Genomic DNA, 21,416 nt, shown 5'->3' on the forward strand with positions numbered 1-21,416 from the left:
GCTATGACTTTTAATGTGTTCAAAAATACAGTTTTATTATTTCTTTTAGCAATGATTTCGTGTGGTTCTAAAATAAAAAAGCACACTAATGAAGATCATGTAAGACTTCATAAGCCCCAAGGCAACAAGACAATTATTGTGGGAGCGAACCAAACGGAAGCCTATTTACCCTTACTCAACAATAAATGTGTTGGCATTGTTGCCAACCAAACCTCTGTAATTTTCACAGATATGGTGTCTTCGAGAACTTCAGACACCAATAATTCAAACAACCACAAATATACCCATCTGGTTGATTCGTTATTAGCTTTAAACGTAAACATTAAAAAAGTATTTTCTCCCGAACATGGATTTCGTGGTACTGCCGATGCCGGTGAAGTTGTTAAAGACGGTATAGATACCAAAACCAATTTACCAATAGTTTCACTTTATGGCAACAACAAAAAACCCACTCCTTCTCAATTAGAAGGTTTAGATATTGTGCTTTTTGATATTCAAGACGTGGGCGTACGGTTTTACACTTACATTTCCACACTACATTACATTATGGAAGCTTGTGCCGAAGCACAAATCCCTGTACTGATTTTAGATCGTCCCAATCCTAACGGACATTATATAGACGGCCCTACATTAGAACCCGAAAATAAAAGTTTTTTAGGCATGCACCCCATACCTTTAGTTCATGGTATGACCATTGGGGAATACGCCCAAATGATTAATGGCGAACAATGGTTGGCCAATGGCATCCAATGTAACATTACAGTAATTCCTCTTAAAAACTACACACACAATACCCCGTATAGCCTACCTATAAGACCTTCGCCTAACCTACCTAATGACCAGTCCATAAAACTTTATCCTAGTCTGGGCCTCTTTGAAGGCACTAATATTAATGCAGGTAGAGGCACCGAATATCAGTTTCAACGTTATGGTGCTCCCTTTTTGGATAAGCGGGTTTTTACGTTTACCTATACCCCTGTAGCTAACTTTGGTGCAAAACACCCAAAACATAAAAACGAATTATGTTACGGTGAAGACCTTAGCAATATGACGTTTCATGGTGAAGTCTCCTTAAAGTGGGTCATGCAAGCTTACCATAATGCTACCGACAAAACTTTGGTATTTAACACCGCTAATTTTACAAAGCATGCAGGAACAGCTAAACTGCAACAACAAATTGAAGCGGGATTATCGGAAGCTGAAATTAAAGCCACCTGGCAAGCCGACCTTAATGCGTTTAAGATGGTTAGAAAAAAATACCTCATCTATAAATGATTAAAAAATCCTTTTCCCTTGTCTTAGTCCTTTTGGTATTTTTCTCTTGTAAAAGTACTGTAGGGTCGATTAAAACTAAAACTGCCAAGGTAAACACAACGGCCATACACTTTTTAAACAAGGAAAACATTCCAGGTATGGCCATTTCTGTATCAAAAAACGGAAAACTTATCTGGTCCCAAGGTTTTGGTTATGCGAACTTAGAAACACAAACAAAAGTTTCCCCAAAAACGACCTTATTCAGAATTGCGAGTATTTCCAAACCCATTACGGCATTTGCTTTAGGTCTTTTGGCCGATGACGGTAAAATAGATTTAGATGAAAGTCTTTATCATTATTTGCCCAACTATCCACGAAAACAATACGATTTCACTTTAAGGCAACTTGGCGGACATACCGCGGGCATAAGACATTATAGGGATAATGAATTTATGCTAAATGAAGCTTTATCCATTACTGAAGGTTTGGCCATCTTTAAAAACGATTCCTTATTGTTTAAACCCCTAAGCGATTATAAATACAGCACATACGGTTTCAACCTATTGAGTGAAGTCATTCAAACGGTTGCCAAAAAACCATTTATAAACTATGTTGAATCCAATATTTTTAAACCTTTAGAAATGGAATTCACAGGCTTGGATGTAGCCGATTCCAACATGCCCAACCGCACCCAGTTTTATGTAAAAAACGGCACCGATAAAGTCATTCTTGGTCCAGCAGTCAATAATGAATATAAAGTTGCTGGTGGCGGATTTTTGTCGACTTCGGAAGATTTAATCCGTTTCGGTAATGAAATTATTGTCCCCACCCTAATATCAAGTGCGACATTAAAAGAATTGCTTACTTCGCAAGTTTTGGATTCTGGTAAGCCAACCCATTATGGTACTGGCTTTGGCATAGGCAAAACCAAAAAAAATACGCCCAAATACAACCATTCTGGCGGTGGTGTTGGAGCTTCAACCTTACTCTTAATTTACCCTACGGAAAGGATGGTCATTTCTATTTTAACCAATCTATCGGGCGTTCCTATTTTTGATATTGGAGAACGACTAGAAGCTATTTTTGTCAATTAGCCCTCATCTGGATTGAATGTAGGCTTTTGGTATTTTTGGAATGGCTGAATGAGCAAATCCTTAATGTTACTATTCTGTTTTTCATCTGGAAATACATCGACGCCATAAATGATATCTTTGGTATCTAGTTTCATAAATGTTCCCAACAACCTATCCCACACCGAAAAAATATTGCCATAATTAGAATCGGTGTAAGGCATTCGGTAATGGTGATGTACTTTATGCATATCTGGCGAGACCAGTACGTAGCTTATAACATTATCTACCTTTTTAGGCAATTTTATGTTGGCATGGCTAAATTGGGTTGCCAATACCGATAACGATTGGTACAAGAATACCAACCCAATTGGTGCTCCAACCACAAACACCCCAAAAAGTGTAAAGAAAAACCGAATAACACTTTCTATAGGATGGTGCCTATTCGCAGTGGTGGTATCTACCTTATGGTCGGTATGGTGCACCAAATGTACCATCCAAAGTGGTTTTACTTTATGCTCTATAAAATGCGGTAAATAAGCCCCGAAGAAATCCATTAAAACCAACCCAAAAATACTATAAAGCCATAAAGGCATTTCGGGTAACCAATTGATAATCCCGAAATCTTCCTTAACAACCCAATCTGCCGTTTTTAATAGCATAAAAGCCAAGGGGATATTAACCAATATTAATGTTAGGTTAAAAAATAAATTAGGAATCGCATGTCGCCATTTTTTATAGTTAAATTTAAACAAAGGCATAAATCCTTCTATAATCCAAAACAGTGTTAGGCCGCTTACAATAAGGATCATACGATGTGGCGGCGGGATGGTTTCAAAATAGTTTAGGATGGTTTCCATAAAGCACTGTTTTAAAACTGCAATTTAACTATTTAACGTGAAAATTTATGTCGCATTGCGTGTACCGACGTTTACTGTCGGTATGTATCCAAAACCTGTCTGCCGACAAGCAGGAAGTTGGAAAATTGAAAATTCAACAAAGTTAAACTCTGCATATTGAGAAATTCTTGAGAGGCTATCTGAAAAGTATCATTCTGAATGTGGTCACTGAGGTACTCGAAGTGAAATGAAGAATCTGTTAAAAAAATAAAACTTTAATTTTCAACACAATAAGATTCTTCGCCTTAGCCTGTCTTGAGCGACAGTCGAAAGGCTCTGAATGACAAGATAAATCACTTTTCAGACAGCTTCTGTTTAGCATAAATTGGGCTGATTGGTGGATTTCCATATCAAACGGTATGTTGGATGTAAGTATCGGCCTTTGCGTTAGGGATTGAGGCATTGTTGGAGCTCCCTGAAAGGAGCGACTGCCGAAAGCCCGGCCTTTAGGCAACGCCCAAATCTTTAAAATATTAGGAACCATTATTTTTTCCCATATGCAATGGCCTATTTTATTCTTTTTTTCATGGCTTCCACAATATTAAAAGCTGCTGGGCAAATGGCCACATTTTTTAAGGTTAAATTAGAAATTTGCTGAAACTTTTTCCTGTCGGTATGCGGAAACTCCCTGCAGGCCTTAGGCCTAACCTCATAGATACTACAATAGTTATCTGCTCCCAAAAACGTGCAAGGCACACTTTGCAATACATAATCGTTATCTTCATCGATACGCAAATACTGGTTTATGAACTGTTGTGGTTTTAGCTTAAAGAATTTAGCTATGCGCTCAATGTCTTTATCGGTAAATAACGGCCCAGTGGTTTTACAGCAATTGGCGCATTTCAAGCAATCGGTTTGCCTAAACTCGTCATTATGCAATTCTTGCATGATGTAATCTAAATTCTTTGGAGGCTTCTTTTTAAGCTTTGCAAAGAATTTTTTGTTCTCATTATGCTTATCTTTGGCCTGCTTTGGAAGATTGTTTATAAGGTCTTGCATGCTGTAAAATTACTTAATCTTTGTCATTCTGAACGAAGTTAATCATCTAAAACTTTTGATGCTTTAATTGCGCTCAACATGACATTAAATCGTTAACTTTTGAAAGACCTCTTTGGAAAAGCATTGTTAGACTACCATAAGGGTAATTATACAGAAGACATCATTACCTCAACCAGCATTTCGGATGATGATGAATTGCCCCTGCCCTATCTTTTCCGTGATTTTAAGGGCATGCCCTTATTGGAACAAAAAGCATTGCAATTGGCAAAGGGCAAGGTTTTAGATGTGGGCTGTGGTAGCGGTAACCATAGTTTGTATTTGCAAAACAAGGGGTTGGACGTAAAAGCCATTGATATTTCGAAAGGGGCTATAGAAGTGGCCAAGCTACGTGGTGTGAAGCATGCTGAAGTTTTGAATGTTTTGGATGAAAGCCAAACCTTCGATACTATTTTATTACTTATGAACGGCACGGGGATTTTTCAAGAGCTCATTCAGGTGTCTAAGTACTTAACCCATTTAAAAAGCCTTTTAAATCCGAAAGGGCAAATTTTAATCGATTCTTCCGATATTAAATTTATGTATGAAGATGACGACGGTGGTTTTTGGATAGACACTAATGCAGGCTATTATGGTGAACTGGACTACTTTTTAAGTTATAAAGGTGAAAAAGAAACACCCATGAAGTGGTTGTACCTAGATTTTGATACTTTAAAACTTGCCTGTGATACTGTAGGTCTAAATTGCGAACTGGTCATGGAAGGTGAGCATTATGATTATCTGGTCAGGTTGAGTTAAACGTTGTGCTTTTGGGTCAAACTAGTTACTAAATATCAGTTCGAGTGAATTTTACGATTGAAATAGTTCTCGAATTAGTTGACCTTTACAGAACTGACAGCATTTCATCGAAATGAACAACGTCTTAAGCAATCTTTTGTCAATGACTTCATCTCTAATTGTATCCTAAATATTTATTGGTTTTGAATTAAAAACGCGTCTTTAGAATATCTGTCCCCAAGTACTTATCATCTTTATTATAATACCATGCCCTTGTTTTTGGCATTTTAATACCGTTAATGGTTTCCATACCGCTTAACAGAATATACTCCCCAGTTTCTGGTTCTGAATTTTTAAGGAACTGGTACGCTTCCATAGCAAAGGTTTTAGGGTTAAAGTAGAAAAACCATGTATCCTTCCCAACTGTTTCATCGTAGGTTACTTTTAACACTAAATACTGCTTTCCTTTAAATGTTTTTCGCGCAACATTGGGGTCTATTAATGTTCCAGGGTCTTTTAATTTCATGGGAAGGCCATACAAATACGAATAGTAGTTTTTGTATAAATGTGCCCGCTCACAACTTAAATTATTGTTTTTTTGTTCTTCCTCTGTTGGCAATTGTCCATTAAATCGAATAGTGCATTCCTTCTGCTTGATTGTATATTCCGTTATTTTATCTCCTTGCTGCGCTTTTAAATAAAAATACTCTTGGGGCAAATCTATAGCTATTTCACTGTTCCTATTAGGCTTGTTGGGAGTTTCCATGGTCACATATAAAGTGCCTTGAAATGTTTTCCAGTTTTGATTGGGGTCGTGAAATTGAATGGATTGTTCTAAAAGCGATTTACCGCTTAGCTCCTGTGCCTTAGTAGCAGTTACGGCGAAAAGCATAACGAAAATGATGTTTATTTTTTTCATAATCCTTTAAAATGGACTCCTGCTTTCCCTTCGACAAGCTCAGGACAATACGCAGGAATGACAAAACCTAATTTAAATACCTATAATGTCCAATAATTTTAAAATCGAACAAACAATCTTCCAACACTTGGCCAGAACCTATGTTATGTACAATTAAATACCGCTTACCATCTTTTGATTTTTTGTTGACTACAATACCAATATGCGTTATGGCTCCACCCAAATTCCAGCACACAATATCACCTGGAATATAATCTTTTGCATTTTGTGTGATTGGTTTTTCTGCATCATTCCTCTTAAAATAGGTCATTAAATTGGGCACGCGCCTATGGTCAATATTTTTATCGGTCGTTTTTAGCCCCCACAATTTGGGATATTCATTGAAATATGCTTTCATATCCTCGTGCACTTCCTTTTGTAAATCAACTCCCAACTGCCTATAAGCCCTAATAATAACATCTGTGCAAACCCCTTTGTCGCTTGGCACATCTCCATTGGGATAGGCTATTGAAAAATAACTCGGATCGTAAGTTACTTTTTGATGGGTTAATCGTAAAGCAACGTCAGACAGTGTTAACTTTAGGGCTTCTTCTTGGGCTTCGCCAATAACACTTAATAATAAAGCTACAATGAAAACCATTCTTTTCATAAAAACATTCATTTTATTAGTTAACGTTTACGCTTTCTACTTTTAATATAGTTTTCAACAGCTTCTTTGGTAGTAAGCCAGTTTCTTCCTTGCTTATAGGCATCTATTTTTCCTGTTCTGGCCAATAGGCTAATATACTCTTGCCCATAGGGCAAATGTTCTTCTTCCACTAAATTGGAAATCTCTTTATATTCTGAAGAATTCCCTGGTAACACCTCTAAATATATATTAAGCGTACGCTCTAAGGCCTGTGCCATAAGCAACATAAGCTTATAATAACGTCCTTTATTGGCTTCATTAAGCGCCATATAGTACTTTTTCCTATCGTTCCTTAAAATAATAGCTGGCGGAAAGCCTGCCTGCATAAGTAAAAGATTCATGGCTAGGCGTACAGTACGTCCATTGCCATCAAAAAATGGATGAATCCAAACAAATTGATGATGGAACACCGTAGCCATTTCTATAGCATTTAATTGCAACGGATTCTCTACTACAAAAGTTACAAGGTCCTCTAACAATTCTAGTACCTTAAGAGCATTGGGAGGCACAAAATTGGCTCCAGCTATACGAACACCACCATTTCTTAATCTTCCTGCAAAATCTTCTTCTATGGAATTCATAACTAAACTATGCAACGAAAGCATATCTTTAACAGATATAGACTCGTTTTCTTCTACAAGCTTATAAAGGTAGTTAATAGCGCGCTCATGATTTTTGGCTTCAAAATGTTCACGTAAAGACTTTCCCTTAACGGTTATCCCCTCCTGCAATACCATTTGGGTCTCCCTTAAACTTAAGGTGTTACCCTCTATACCATTAGAATTGTATGTCCATTCTACAGATAAAGCTTCTTTTATTTTGCCAAGGGCCATAGCTGGTAATGGCCTGTTCTGATTTAACAAAACAAGCTTTTGATTTAACCGCTCAAAGAACGGGTTTAGTTCATCCCTATATGCAAAATCCACCTTCATCATTTAACAAAGATACAAAATAATCGGATAGACTAAAAATTACATCTATCCGATATTAAGAATGTAATACCTTATTAGGAAGCGGATTATGAAATATTTCAGCAATACTTATAAGTATACTAACCATAAAGAAATGACAAAAAAAAGTGGTACTGAAAACCAAATAAAATCCAATACAATCATGCTCAGGACGACACCAAGGTTGCTAAAAATCGAACTTAAAGGTGGCTCCAGCTAAAACCTGTATGCCTTGCACTGGGAAGTTCTGCCATTTTTGATAGGTTTTGTTAACAATATTATTGGCTTTGGCAAATACGGCTATTTTATCATTAATATTATAACCAACGTGGGCATTGGCATCAAAATAACTATCTAAAACAACATTTGTTACTATATCATCTGGAGTTAATGCCCCTTCCAGTACCAATTGGTCTTTTCGCTCTCCTATGTAAAATAAATTGGCTCCTGCAAACCATTGTTCATCTATTTGGTAATCTAAAAACAGGGAGCCTTTTACATCTGGCAAATTCCAGGCTTCAGTTTCATTATCGGTTGAATAACTAAAATATTCTGCTTTTAGACCTAAAGTGAAATTTCTATTGACATCTACATTAATCTCCCCAGCGACACTAAAGGTATCTAAATTGTCATAAACTACTCCAAAAGAATTTCCATAATGGTAATCTTCTTCAGCTGAAACATTCTTTACAACATTGGTTTTAAATAGGGCTTTATTTCTATCGGCCAAATAATGACCATTAATATTATAACTCATATTACTGGACAGTTTTCCTTTAAGGCCAACATAAGCGTTATACTGTTGGTCGGTTGGCATAATATTTAATGTAGGAGACACAAAAGGGTTTTCGTTAGCAAAACCGTAATACGAATTCTGTATCAATCCACCTTCGATGCCACCGTAAGCAATCAACACATCGCTTACCAAACGGTAAGTTGCCGTTACCTTAGGGTAGATATAAAACTTATTATCCCCACTCTCCTTATCGTTTAAATAAAAGACTGAAGCTCCAAAATTAACCGTCAGGTCATCTTGTTTCATTTCATATTGTGAAGCAAGGCCTATTTGAAAATTACCATAGTTTAATTCCTCTCCCGCATCATAACTTCTGTCGAAGGTGCCACCTATATAATCAAAAATTATATCGGTAGAGAGTTCTTCCCTATTTATTGGAACATCTATAGCTGTTTTAAACTTGAATCGGTTTTCACCAGAACCTTGGTTGTCCCCAAAACGTCTAAAAAAGAAATTCCCAGAATTAATATAGCTATTTTCAAAAGTAATATCACCTCCAAAATGAGCACTGTAATATGAATGGTCTACTTGAATGTTTCTCGATTTTGCATAATTAACCAAAGCATCTTCTATACCATACCAATTATAGGTTTGCCTTTGAAAGCCCCCTTCGACATTCCAGGACAAGTCCCGCAGTTGTGAACTATAATTAGCATTGATTTTAGAATCTGAAAAATCATCATCAAACTGAACGCCCTCAATCCCCCCTTGCGAAGAATGATGGCTTAAATAGCCCCCAACACTTTCGGTTCTGCTAATGGCATGGTTTAAATACAACTCACCCAAAAACGTTGTATAGGTTCCCGCGCCCAGTGTTGCATAATTATCGTATAATTTTACCGGTTTGGCCTTTTCCACCACTGCCGCTTTTCCTTTGGCGGGTGTAAATGTTGAAGCCACTGGGATTGAAAAAATATTATACTTAATGTCTTTTTTGGTATCGGTAACCTCATCGTCCAAGGTTGGTGTTTCCTTCACCTTAAAGGCATCGGATATGGATGGGGTATACGGTTTAACTACATCGATGACTCCTGTATTTAGAGTGTCGTTTTGTTTTCTTTGGGCAAATACCGAAGTAACGCCTAATAAAAAGACTATAACGGTTATATGTTTGATGTGCTTGCGCATAGGTTCTGATTTACGTTTTTTTACTGATTGATGAGATGCTTCGACTGCGCTCAGCATGACATTTAAATTTTATTTTTGATTTAATCTTCGGTTTGTATGGATGAATTGGTTTTTGCCTCTTCCTGCTTAATTTTGTTTAGTTCTGTTTTGGCTTCTTCGGCAACATCGCTAAACTCCTTAAAATTCTCAATAACGCTTTCTAAAATATAAGTCGCTTGAAAGGCATCGTTTAAGGCATAAAAATTCTTAGCCATAAGTACCAATCCTTTGGCACTATAATATTTATATCCTGAAAAATCCCTAGCCAATTTTTGCACCGATTTGTTTGATGCCTCAAACTGGCCCGCTTTATGTTTAAAATAGGCATTATAGTAGAGTGCCTCTGCCGCTGTTTCTCCTGTCGCTACACGTTCTACTTCGGTATAAGCGGTTTTAGCTTTTGCTTCATCGCCTGTTTTTATCGCCGAACGCGCAATGATAATATAGGCATCACTTTTTATCTTATTATCAATTTTAGAATTGCCCAATACCTTTTCGGCATAAGTTACTGCTTCGTTGTATCGATCTAATTGGTAATTGGCCTTCATTAAATTAGATTGTGCAAAAATGACATTTTGCGGAAAGTTTGCCTCTTGCTCCAAACGTGACAACAATGGCATGGCTTCATTCCAATTTTTATTCTCTAGATGATATTGTGACAAACGGGATAAGGCTTCTTCGGTGAACTCGCTTTGTGAAGCTTCTACCACATACTTGTAATGTGGTGCAGCGTTACCTTTTAAATCCTTTTTAAAATACAATTGCGCCAAATAGAAATGCGATTGTAGGGCGTGCAATCCATTAGGAAACTCATTTAAGTAACCATTAAATTGCCTTATGCCCTTATCTGTATTATTATCTAAATATTGCTTTTCTGCAGCTTCATAGGTGGCATTGTCTAAATCGGTATTGGTCACTTCAACATAATCCAATGTTTTTACCCAAGACGCATATTCATTTACCCGTCCTAAGTCAATATAAATCAATCGTGCTGTAGACACCGCTTGCTGGGCTTCAGGAGTATTTGGAAATTCGTTGGCCACTTTCTTAAACTTTCCCAGAGCCTGTTCATTCTGGCTGCCATTATAATACACCAACCCTTGACGCAATAGTGCTCTTGGTACAAAAGAACTCATTCGATATTCTTTATTCAAACGGTCGTAAATAGCCATAGCCTTTTCGGCCTGATTGGCCTTTACATACGAATTCCCCAACTCGTACATCGCGTCGTCCCTTAATTTAGAATTGGGGTAGGTGTCTATAAAGCGTTCCAGTTCTGTAATTTTTTTTGAGGATTGACCTAGGTAACCTGCACTTAAGGCTTTTTGGAAAAAAGGATAATCGGAATCTATTTCATTAACTTTTATGGCCTGCTCGTAAGCATCTATGGCATCGCTATAGTCGCTGGATACAAAGTAACCATCACCCAATCTTAAATACGCATCATTAAGCCTTACTTTATCACCTTTATGGTTTCTAATAAAAGTATTGAAATACTCGGTGGCCTTTGGATAGTTTTTTTGTTTGAAATAGGTATAGGCAATGTTATAATCTAAATTTTCAGTTTCGGGCAAGGTCGATTGTGCTTGCTGCTGAAACTGCTTAAAGCCTACCAGAGCATCATCGTAATTGGTTAAATTAAAATCGGCTTCGGCTTTCCAAAATGTTGCCCTTGCCGTATAGTTTGGATCTCTTGGCTCTTTTAACGAGGCATCAAACAAATGGATAGCTTCTAAATAGTTGCCTTCATTATAAAGTTCTATACCACGATAAAACGCTACTTTTTGATAGGCTACCTTATTTTCAAAACTACGCTTACCTTCCAATAAGTTGAGGGCTTCCTTATAATTTTTTGACGTAATATAAGAATCAATTAAAAGGGTTTCAATTTCTTCTTTGTAACTGGTATTTGGATATTTATCTAAATACCCAGCCAATACTTGGGGAGCAGATTGATAAGGGTTGCCTATTTCGTAACTAATTTTAGCATAGTTTAACCATGCATCCTCTTGGATTTTTAAATCGAAATCCATCTCAGAGGCATTTTTAAAGGCGTTTAAGGCCTCTTGTTTTTTATCCAGATTTATATAACTCTCTCCTAAATGGTAATAGGCGTTTTGGGCAATGCCATTATTACCTCCAATAATTTTATTGAATTCTGAAACGGCACTTTCATAATCACCTTGCTTGTAGTAAGCATAACCCAATTGGTAAAAATCGGTATTGTTCCACTTGCCACGCTTGCCTTTATAGGCTTTTAGGTAAGGAATAGCTCGGTCATACTGTTTTAAATTGAAATGACTTTCTCCAATAATTTTGGATAATTCCGATACTTCGGCTTCATCACTGGTTTCTAAACGTTCTTTGGCCAATTCGATTGCTTTTTCAAACTTTCCCAATTTGAAATTTAAATCGGCTTGATAATAGGAAAGTTTTTCTTGGTACCGCTCCTTGTCACTTACTTGGTCGAAATATTCATTGGCTTGATCGTAATCGTCACTTTCATAAGCCATAAACCCGATATAATACTTAGCTTGCGAACCGTACTTTTGCGAGTTTTCCACTCTACTTAAATACTTTTTGGCCTCTTTATACCGCTTGGTCGAAAAGGCCGCATAACCATTATTGAAGTTGAATTTTTGCTTTTCATTTCTGCTTAGGGCGGCTTCATCCACCTTGTCGTACCATTTTTTGGCGTAGGCGTATTTGGAATTTTCAAAATAGTAATCGCCTACATCTACAAAAGCGGTATTGCGCTTGGTACTGGTTGGATAATCCTCTACAAAATCTTCTACCAAACCATCGGCATTTTGCTGGTTTAACCTCACAGCACAATTGGCTATATAATAAGCACAATCTGATTGCAGGACATCTTCATTGGCGGTCTTCTTTACATGCCTAAACATAGACTGTGCCGCTAAATATTGTTGATTATTATATAAGGAAAGTGCTTTTTGGTAGTCTACTAAATCACTGGTATAGGTCGCGGATTGCTGCGCAAAAACCTGAAAACTAAACGGTAACGCCAGCACCAGAATTGCTAAGTTTTTAATAGTCATTAACGATTGGGTTTAAATTTAAAATCAAATATAATTTAATCTCAACCTTATAACGCAACAATCGTGCTATAATTATAAACGGAGTTATTAAATGCTCTTTTTTAGATAAAAGGAGATTGATGCTAGATGACCGATGACGGGTGATTGTATGAACACCTACCATTGGTGTCGAGCATCAGCCTTTGCAATCTATTCCCAGCAAAAACGATAGGAGCGGCAGCTTTTTTTAAATTCTTAAAAATTTAAAAAAACTATAGCGTATAGCGTGGTGGCTTGCCATTTGCCCTAAAAAATATTTGTATAATCGATATTTGTAGTGTCCCGATACCATACTAAATATAAAAACGTTTAACTTTGAAATTTTAACTTTTAATTTTTTATCTAAAAATGCCCAACCCAATTTTACAATTAAAAAACGCCTCTATTTATCAAGGTGACAGCCTAGTGCTTTCTAATGTTAATGTTGAAGTGAACAAAGGTGATTTTGTGTACTTAATTGGTAAGACTGGGACGGGAAAAAGTAGTTTTATGAAAACACTTTATGGCGATTTACCTTTAACTGAAGGTGAAGGCCATATTGTGGATTATGACCTAAAAACGCTTAAGGAAAAGGACATTCCTTTTTTAAGGCGTAAATTAGGGATTGTTTTTCAAGACTTTAAATTACTTGCCGATAGAACAATTAACGACAACTTATTATTTGTACTTAAAGCTACCGGGTGGAAAGATAAAAACGAAATGGACTCTCGCGTTGAAGAAGTGCTTACTAAAGTAGATATGAAAACCAAAGGATTTAAATTTCCTCACGAACTCTCTGGAGGCGAACAACAACGCATTGCCATTGCCAGGGCTTTATTGAACAACCCTGAGCTTATTTTAGCCGATGAACCTACTGGTAATTTAGACCCCCAAACCAGCGTGGAAGTTATGGAAGTGCTCCAGGACATAAACAAAAACGGCAATACCATTTTAATGGCCACGCACGATTATGCCTTATTGCTTAAATACCCAAGCAAAACCTTAAAATGTGATGACAATGAGGTTTATGAGGTGGTTCAGAGAAAAAATTAATCATTAAGCATCTTCCAAAGCTTATCTTTTAGCTCCTGAATGCCTTGCTGGGCTACAGAGGAAATGAACACGTAGGGAATAGGGAGTTCATTATCTAGTTCTTCTTTTAATTCGGCTTTAAGCTCTTCGTCCAGCATATCGCATTTCGAAATGGCTATCATACGTTCTTTATCCAACATTTCCGGATTGTAACGTCGTAACTCATCCAACAAAATATCGTATTGTTTTTTAATATCATCGGCATCGGCAGGAATTAAAAACAATAGTATCGAGTTACGCTCTATATGCCTTAAAAAGTAATAGCCCAAACCTTTACCTTCGGCGGCACCTTCTATAATTCCTGGAATATCGGCCATCACAAAACTTTGGAAATCGCGATACTCCACAATACCTAGATTTGGTTTTAGTGTGGTAAATTCGTAATCGGCAATTTTTGGTTTTGCAGACGTCATTACCGATAGCAAAGTTGACTTCCCTGCATTGGGAAAACCTACCAAGCCCACATCGGCCAATACTTTTAATTCTAAAGTGATGTATTTTTCTTCCATTGGAAGCCCTGGTTGCGCATACCTAGGCGTTTGATTGGTAGCCGATTTAAAATGCCAGTTTCCCAAACCGCCTTTACCGCCTTTAGCTATTATTCTTTCATCCCCATGTTCGGTGATTTCAAAAATAACGTCATTGGTCTCGGTATCTCTTACTATGGTTCCCAGTGGCACATCAACATAAGTATCTTCACCATCGGCTCCCGTACTCCTACTACTGGCTCCATGTCCACCATGGCCAGCACGAACGTGCCTTTTAAATTTTAAATGAAAGAGGGTCCATAGATTGGAATTGCCCCTAATTATAACATGACCGCCACGACCACCATCACCGCCATCTGGACCACCTTTTGCGATATACTTTTCGCGGTGTAAATGGGCAGAGCCCTTACCTCCGTTTCCAGAAGCCACATACATTTTTACGTAATCTACAAAATTGCCTTCGGTCATTTATTTAAGATTGATTTATTTAAGATTGAAGCAGATTGAAATGAAACAGGCCCATAAAGATTGAAATAAATTGAACAAATACTTATCTTTTACTATTATCTGATAATCTTTTTCGCATACTGGCCAAAATCTTAATCAACTCTATACTTTCACTATGTAGCTCCTTTACTTTATCACCTTTTATAATATTTGAGGCAATTAACAGCTCAATCCACATTTCGGTTTCATCTACTTCTTCAACAGCTATGGATAATTTACTAAAAAATTCTGCTTTAGACCTTGCCCTTAACCCTGCTCTATAAGTAGCATAGGCAGAAGTACCTGATTTGGTTAATTGATGATTGACGACTTTACCTCTTATAGATTTTGGAATAGTTTCAGACAAATCTAGAACTTGCAATGCAAAAATACGAAGTCTTTCACGAACACTTATCTTGTACTCTGTCCAACTAAAGTTTTCCATTTTTCACTTGCTAAGCATTGACACATCAATCTTATTCAATCCCAATCAATCCCAATCAATCCCAATCAATCTCCATCAATCCCAATCAATCCCAATCAATCTCCATCAATCCCAATCAATCCCAATCAACCACTTCAATCTACAATGAATCTATAACAGCACTCAAACGCTTGGTAATATCTTCTATACTCCCCACACCATCAACACCAAAATATTTATCTTGAGCTGAATAATACTCTTTTAAAACGGCTGTTTTATTGTAGTATTCTGTGATTCTATTTCTAATAATGGATTCATCGGCATCATCTGCCCGTCCGCTTGTTTCACCTCTTTTAAGTAAACGTTCCACTAAAATCTCATCATCAACCTCAAGCGCTATCATTGCATTGATTTGAGAATCTTTACTGTCCATTAGCTTATCCAGGGCTTCGGCTTGTGCGTTGGTACGTGGAAAACCATCAAAAATAAATCCGTTAGCATCTGCATTTTTCTCAACTTCGGCATTCAACATATCAATAGTTACTTGGTCTGGCACCAATTCACCCTTATCGATATAGGATTTGGCCAACATGCCCAAAGCAGTTTCATTTTTTATATTATAACGAAATACATCTCCAGTTGAAATGTGCACTAAATTGTATTGTTCTTTTAAAAATTCTGCCTGGGTTCCTTTCCCTGCTCCTGGAGGGCCAAAAAGCACTAAGTTTGTCATGTGTTGTGTTTCTTTTATTTGATATACTTCTGGTATGTCTCTTCCCAAGCCATCATAGTCTAAACCAAAACCAACTATAAACTTGTTAGGAATTTTTATACCTATATAATGGAGTTTAAAATCTTTTTTATAAGCCTCTGGTTTGTAAAACAGGGTGGCTATTTTTAAGGTTTTTACCTTTTCATTTTTAAAAATACGATGTACTTCTGCCAAGGTATTCCCAGAATCAATAATATCTTCCAGAATAATAACCGTTCGTCCTGTTAAATCTTGTGTTAACCCAATTAAGCGTTGGATATCCTCGGAGGATTTCACCCCTTCATAAGAGGCCAATTTAATGAATGTTACTTCACAAGGTTTAGGATATTTCTTTACAAAATCACTCACCACCATAAACGAGCCATTTAAGATCCCAACAAATACGGGAATATCGTCACCTACATCATTGGCTATTTCCTGAACCATTCGGCTTAGGGCATCGTCAATTTGTTGTGCTGAAATAAATGGTTTGAAATATTTATCGTGAAGCTTTATCAACCTAATTCGTTTTTAAAAAGGCAAAGATAGTAAATGATTTACGATTTGCGATTTTTGAATTGCCTTTTACAAAGTAATTTCATCTGTTTATTATTAATTTGTTTTTAATTGGTGAGACCTGCCTTGCCGGCAGGCAGGTGCAATTAGCTAAAAAGCCTCCCTGAAAGCATCAAGATTTGTTATGGCTCATTTGATATTAAAATGTATTTTTGCCTAACCTTAATTTAGTTTTTAGATATAATTTATTATAATGAACTACTTCTCTTCAAATTTTAAACTCGGTATTTTAGGTGGCGGACAACTTGGTAAAATGTTGCTTTACAATACTAGAAAATTTGACATTTACACATGTGTTTTAGAAGCTAGCCAGGAAGCCCCCTGTAAAATTGCCTGTAATGAATTCCATTTAGGTGATTTAATGGATTATAAGGCGGTTTACAATTTTGGGAAGCAGGTTGATGTTTTAACCATTGAAATTGAAAATGTTAATGTAGATGCCCTTGAGGCACTAGAGAAGGAAGGCGTAAAAGTGTATCCCGCTTCAAAAACATTACGGACCATTCAAAATAAAGCTAGTCAAAAATTGTTTTATATAGACAATGATTTGCCAACCGCTCCCTTTTCCCGTTTCGCCTACACATCGGAAATCAAGGACGCTGTAAATCATGGCGGACTAACTTTACCCTTTGTTTGGAAATCAGCACAGTTTGGATACGATGGCCAAGGCGTTAAAATTGTAAAGACATTACAGGACTTAAAAGGATTGCCTAATGTGGAATGCATTGCAGAGACCTTAGTCCCCTTTAAAAACGAATTAGCGGTTATTGTTGCTCGCAATGCCTCGGGCGATACCAAAAGCTACCCTGTTGTGGAAATGGAATTTCACCCAGAAGCCAATCAAGTTGAATATGTAATTTGCCCTGCCAGAGTTCCTGAAGATGTTGCTAAAAAAGCAAAAGACATTGCTTTAAAAACATCAAAAGCATTTAACCATGTTGGGTTGTTAGCGGTTGAAATGTTTCAAACACAGGATGACGACATTTTAATAAACGAAGTAGCCCCTAGGCCCCATAATTCGGGACACCAAACTATAGAAGCCAGCTATACATCACAGTTCGAACAACATGTAAGGGCTATTTTAGATTTACCTCTGGGTAGAACCGATAGTAAAGCAGGTGGTGTTATGGTTAACTTAGTTGGCGCAGAAGGCTACACTGGTAATGTAGTTTACAAAAATATTGAGACCATAATGGAGATGGCTGGTGTAACACCTCATATATATGGTAAAAAACAAACACGCCCATTTAGAAAAATGGGACATGTTACTATTGTGAACGAAGATTTAAATGAAGCACGACGAGTTGCTGAAGCGGTAAAGAATACTATCGAAGTGATTAGTAGTTCATGAAAGAATCAGGTGAAATAATCATATATAGTACAGCAGATGGTTCATCAAAAATTGAAGTCAATCTAAAAGATGATAATATTTGGTTGAACCAAAATCAACTTTCAGAACTTTTCAAAAGGGATCGTTCGGTAATTACACGACATATAAATAACATTTTTAAAGAAAATGAGCTTCCTAAAAAAGGCAATGTGCAAAAAATGCACTTTAGTCATTCCGATAAACCGATAAATTACTACAATTTAGATGTTATAATATCACTTGGATATCGCATAAAATCAAAAACAGGAACACAATTTAGAATTTGGGCAAATAACGTTTTAAAAAATCACCTCATAAAAGGGTATTCATTAAACGAAAAGCGCTTAAAACAATTAAAAAAAACAGTACAATTAATAACCCGGACTGCTAAAAACAGCATACCAATTGATGATTTATCAAAAAACCTTATTAATGTTTTAGATGATTACACTAAAGCCTTGAATATTTTAGATGATTATGACCATCAAAGGATAAAAAAAATACCGAGTTTATCCAGAGCTGTTTTTAAGATAGACTATAATGAAGCCCTAAAAGCCATTCAACAATTAAGAGTAAACTTTGGGGCATCAAGATTATTTGGCAATGAAAAAGATAATTCTTTTAAAAGTTCTATTGCTGTTATAGATCAGACTTTTGGCGGAAACGATTTATACCCAAGTATTGAGGAAAAAGCGGCAAATCTATTGTACCTTGTTGTAAAGAACCATTCATTCACAGACGGTAATAAAAGAATTGCGGCATGGTTATTTGTTTGGTATCTTGATAAAAATAATTTTCTTTACCATAAAGATGGAAAAAAGAAAATAACGAACGACACTTTGGTTGCTTTAACTATAATGATTGCAGAAAGTAATCCAAAAGAAAAGGAGTTGATAATAAATATAATTATAAATTTAATTCATATTGAAAATGAGTAAAGTAGGTGTAATTATGGGAAGCAAAAGTGATCTTCCTGTTATGCAAGATGCCATAGACATCTTAAAAGGTTTTGATATAGAAGTAGAAGTAGATATTGTATCGGCGCATCGCACCCCAGAAAAACTATTCGATTATGGCAAAAACGCCCATAGCAGAGGCTTTTCGGTAATTATAGCAGGTGCCGGTGGTGCTGCCCACTTACCAGGAATGATAGCTTCTTTGTCACCGCTACCCGTTATTGGCGTTCCAGTTAAGAGCAGTAATTCTATAGATGGATGGGACTCTATTCTCTCTATTCTTCAAATGCCTGGCGGGGTTCCTGTTGCTACAGTTGCGCTTAATGGCGCTAAAAACGCGGGCATATTGGCTGCTCAAATTATTGGTGCCCACGACACATGTGTACTCGATAAAATAGTAGCGTATAAAGAAGGGCTTAAAGTAAAGGTCAACGAATCTGCGAAAGACCTATAAAATAAAAACCCCAAAGTAATTTGGGGTTTTTAAACTATTAACAATAATTTAATGAGTTAGTCACTCTTTAATCACGGTGGCAAATATACAAATTCTTTATTATGCATGCATAACATAATAATAATAAAATTAATACATTCAATTTATGTCCAGCAACGTCCTCAACCAACAATTTAATACACCATACCATACAGCTCCTTTTTCAAAAATTAAGGAGGACCATTTCTTGCCCGCTTTTAAGGTGGCTATTACCAATGCAAAACAGGAAATTGATGCCATAACGAATAACACTGAAGCTCCCAATTTTAAAAATACCATTGAAGCCTTAGAGTTTTCTGGAGAGCAACTAGATAGAATCTCCAGTCTATTTTTTAATTTAAATTCTGCCGAGACCAACGACACCATTCAAACGATTGCTCAGGAAGTGTCTCCACTTTTATCTGAATTTAGTAACGACATTACCTTAAACGAAGCATTGTTTAAAAGAATCAAAACAGTTTACGAATCTAGGGAAGCGTTAAACTTAAATACAGAACAACTTACGTTGCTTGAAAAAAAATATAAAAGTTTTTCCCGAAACGGGGCCAATCTTCCAGAAGATAAAAAATTAGTGCTTCGTGACATCGACAAAAAACTAAGTCAGCTTAAACTTAAATTCGGTGAAAATGTATTGGCAGAAACCAATGATTTTGAGATGATTATCACCAATGAAGATGATTTATCCGGTTTACCCGAAAGTGCCAAAGAAGCGGCCAAACAATTGGCCGAAGCCAAAAATAAAGAAGGCTGGCTATTTACTTTAGATTATCCTAGCTACATCCCTTTTGTGACTTATGCCGATAACCGAGAGCTTCGAAAACAAATAACCTTTGCTGCTGGAAGTAAAGGTTTTCATGGTGACAAACTGGACAATCAACAAAATGTTTTAGAGATTGTACAATTACGCCACCAACGAGCTAACTTATTGGGCTACAAAACCCATGCTCATTTTGTTTTGGAAGAACGCATGGCTCAAACCCCGGAAAAAGTCCAATCCTTTTTAAATGAATTGCTGGAAAAAGCCAAACCTGCTGCAGAACGGGAATTCAAAAATCTGGAACAATTTGCTAAAGAACTGGACAACATCGACCGACTTGAAAAATGGGATGGGGCTTATTATTCAGAAAAATTAAAACAAAAGTTATTTAGTTTGGATGACGAAAAGCTAAAGCCTTATTTCAAATTAGAAAACGTTATTGATGGAGCCTTTACTGTGGCAAACAAACTATTCGATTTGCAATTTGAAGCAATTGATAACATAGACAAATACCACGACGATGTTTTAACCTATAAGGTTACAAATACCAAAGGTGATTTTATAGCGGTTTTCTATGCCGATTTTTTCCCTAGACCGGGTAAACGCAACGGTGCATGGATGACCTCTTACAAACCACAATATGTAAAAGATGGCGAAAATAGCCGCCCTCATATTTCAATTGTTTGTAATTTCACTAAGCCTGTCCTGAGCGTAGTCGAAGGGGCTACAAAGAGCAAACCATCGTTATTAACCTTTAACGAGGTGACCACTTTATTCCATGAATTTGGCCATGCTTTACATGGCATGTTGGCCAATACCACCTACCCCAGTTTATCGGGCACTAGCGTATATTGGGATTTTGTGGAACTCCCCAGCCAAGTCATGGAAAATTGGTGCTACGAAAAGGAAGCCTTGGAACTGTTTGCAAACCACTACGAAACAGGCGACCTAATCCCTATGGATTTGGTTGAAAAAATAAAGGAGTCGGCAACGTTCCATGAGGGCATGCAAACCCTACGCCAATTAAGTTTTGGATTATTGGATATGAGCTGGCACGCTGGCAACGCTCCAGAGTCCATAAACAATGTAAAAGTACATGAAACCGAAGCCTTTAAAAATACAACTTTATATCCCGATACCCAAGACACCTGTATGAGCACGGCCTTTTCCCATATTTTCCAAGGGGGCTACTCATCTGGATATTACAGTTACAAATGGGCAGAAGTACTCGATGCCGACGCCTTTGAATATTTTAAGGAGGCAGGTATTTTTAATAAAACCGTTGCCCATAAATTTAAAGAACATGTACTTTCCAAAGGCGGTACAGAAGACCCTATGACGCTTTACAAACGGTTTAGAGGACAAGAACCAAAACCAGAAGCCCTATTAAGACGGGCGGGATTGATAAAATAAGTTGATTTGTTTAGTCGT

The 21,416-nt window shown here is 36.9% G+C and carries 18 protein-coding genes; 8 read left to right on the forward strand and 10 right to left on the reverse strand.

Features of this window, described 5'->3' with window-relative positions; translation table 11 throughout:
• Positions 1–3 precede the first annotated feature (3 nt).
• Positions 4–1,275, forward strand: coding sequence for an exo-beta-N-acetylmuramidase NamZ family protein (locus MR062_RS12675; protein WP_242204838.1), 1,272 nt, complete (start codon positions 4–6; stop codon positions 1,273–1,275).
• A complete protein-coding gene (locus MR062_RS12680) occupies positions 1,272–2,348 on the forward strand; it encodes a serine hydrolase domain-containing protein (protein ID WP_242204840.1) in 1,077 nt (358 codons plus the stop codon). Before MR062_RS12675 ends, MR062_RS12680 begins: the two co-directional genes overlap by 4 nt.
• On the opposite strand, the gene MR062_RS12685 is transcribed toward MR062_RS12680, so the two are convergent.
• Complete coding sequence (locus MR062_RS12685) at positions 2,345–3,184, reverse strand: sterol desaturase family protein (RefSeq protein WP_242204842.1); 840 nt, start codon at positions 3,182–3,184, stop codon at positions 2,345–2,347. The two genes, MR062_RS12680 and MR062_RS12685, sit on opposite strands and share 4 nt — an antisense overlap.
• Before the next feature lie 546 nt (positions 3,185–3,730).
• A complete protein-coding gene (locus MR062_RS12690; protein WP_242204843.1) occupies positions 3,731–4,222 on the reverse strand; it encodes a YkgJ family cysteine cluster protein in 492 nt (163 codons plus the stop codon).
• Positions 4,223–4,321: 99 nt separating this feature from the next.
• Between MR062_RS12690 and MR062_RS12695 the strand changes: the two genes are divergently transcribed.
• Positions 4,322–5,017 carry a class I SAM-dependent methyltransferase gene (locus MR062_RS12695; protein WP_242204845.1) on the forward strand — a complete coding sequence of 232 codons (696 nt, stop codon included), beginning with the start codon at positions 4,322–4,324 and terminating at the stop codon, positions 5,015–5,017.
• 187 nt (positions 5,018–5,204) lie between these two features.
• Here MR062_RS12695 and MR062_RS12700 read toward each other — a convergent pair whose 3' ends face one another.
• From MR062_RS12700 to MR062_RS12720, 5 genes are all read right to left on the reverse strand, one after another.
• Positions 5,205–5,915: a DUF6503 family protein gene (locus tag MR062_RS12700; RefSeq protein ID WP_242204847.1), complete on the reverse strand. Its 711-nt coding sequence runs from the start codon at positions 5,913–5,915 to the stop codon at positions 5,205–5,207.
• A 67-nt stretch (positions 5,916–5,982) separates the two neighbouring features.
• Entirely contained in the window at positions 5,983–6,555 is a 573-nt protein-coding gene (locus tag MR062_RS12705; RefSeq protein WP_394800542.1) for a DUF1287 domain-containing protein, read from the reverse strand.
• A 29-nt stretch (positions 6,556–6,584) separates the two neighbouring features.
• Positions 6,585–7,538: a Fic family protein gene (locus tag MR062_RS12710; protein ID WP_242204851.1), complete on the reverse strand. Its 954-nt coding sequence runs from the start codon at positions 7,536–7,538 to the stop codon at positions 6,585–6,587.
• Positions 7,539–7,740: 202 nt separating this feature from the next.
• The gene (locus MR062_RS12715) at positions 7,741–9,534 is read right to left on the reverse strand and encodes a TonB-dependent receptor (RefSeq protein WP_242204855.1); all 1,794 of its coding nucleotides are present in this window, start codon (positions 9,532–9,534) and stop codon (positions 7,741–7,743) included.
• Between the two features lie 23 nt (positions 9,535–9,557).
• Positions 9,558–12,575, reverse strand: coding sequence for a tetratricopeptide repeat protein (locus MR062_RS12720; RefSeq protein ID WP_242204857.1), 3,018 nt, complete (start codon positions 12,573–12,575; stop codon positions 9,558–9,560).
• A 387-nt stretch (positions 12,576–12,962) separates the two neighbouring features.
• Between MR062_RS12720 and MR062_RS12725 the strand changes: the two genes are divergently transcribed.
• Positions 12,963–13,646 carry a cell division ATP-binding protein FtsE gene (locus MR062_RS12725; RefSeq protein WP_242204859.1) on the forward strand — a complete coding sequence of 228 codons (684 nt, stop codon included), beginning with the start codon at positions 12,963–12,965 and terminating at the stop codon, positions 13,644–13,646.
• On the opposite strand, the gene obgE is transcribed toward MR062_RS12725, so the two are convergent.
• From obgE to MR062_RS12740, 3 genes are all read right to left on the reverse strand, one after another.
• Positions 13,643–14,641 (reverse strand): GTPase ObgE, encoded by a 999-nt coding sequence (gene obgE / locus MR062_RS12730; protein ID WP_242204861.1) that lies wholly within the window; start codon positions 14,639–14,641, stop codon positions 13,643–13,645. The genes MR062_RS12725 and obgE overlap by 4 nt on opposite strands.
• Before the next feature lie 82 nt (positions 14,642–14,723).
• Positions 14,724–15,104, reverse strand: a complete 381-nt coding sequence (locus tag MR062_RS12735; protein WP_242204862.1) for a four helix bundle protein — start codon at positions 15,102–15,104, stop codon at positions 14,724–14,726.
• Positions 15,105–15,243: 139 nt separating this feature from the next.
• Complete coding sequence (locus MR062_RS12740) at positions 15,244–16,353, reverse strand: adenylate kinase (RefSeq protein WP_242204864.1); 1,110 nt, start codon at positions 16,351–16,353, stop codon at positions 15,244–15,246.
• A gap of 250 nt (positions 16,354–16,603) precedes the next feature.
• Here MR062_RS12740 and MR062_RS12745 point away from each other — a divergent pair, with 250 nt between their 5' ends.
• The 4 genes from MR062_RS12745 to MR062_RS12760 all read left to right on the forward strand — a co-directional run bounded on the left by MR062_RS12745 (position 16,604) and on the right by MR062_RS12760 (position 21,398).
• Entirely contained in the window at positions 16,604–17,761 is a 1,158-nt protein-coding gene (locus MR062_RS12745) for a 5-(carboxyamino)imidazole ribonucleotide synthase (protein WP_242204867.1), read from the forward strand.
• The gene (rhuM, locus tag MR062_RS12750) at positions 17,758–18,717 is read left to right on the forward strand and encodes a RhuM family protein (protein WP_242204869.1); all 960 of its coding nucleotides are present in this window, start codon (positions 17,758–17,760) and stop codon (positions 18,715–18,717) included. Before MR062_RS12745 ends, rhuM begins: the two co-directional genes overlap by 4 nt.
• On the forward strand, positions 18,710–19,189 hold the full coding sequence (purE, locus tag MR062_RS12755) for a 5-(carboxyamino)imidazole ribonucleotide mutase (RefSeq protein WP_242204871.1): 480 nt from the start codon (positions 18,710–18,712) through the stop codon (positions 19,187–19,189). Before rhuM ends, purE begins: the two co-directional genes overlap by 8 nt.
• Before the next feature lie 145 nt (positions 19,190–19,334).
• A complete protein-coding gene (locus MR062_RS12760; protein ID WP_242204873.1) occupies positions 19,335–21,398 on the forward strand; it encodes a M3 family metallopeptidase in 2,064 nt (687 codons plus the stop codon).
• The last annotated feature ends 18 nt before the right edge of the window (positions 21,399–21,416 follow it).

The sequence above is a fragment of the Aestuariivivens insulae genome, assembly GCF_022662195.1.
In the GTDB taxonomy this organism is placed as follows: Bacteria; Bacteroidota; Bacteroidia; order Flavobacteriales; family Flavobacteriaceae; genus Aestuariivivens; species Aestuariivivens insulae.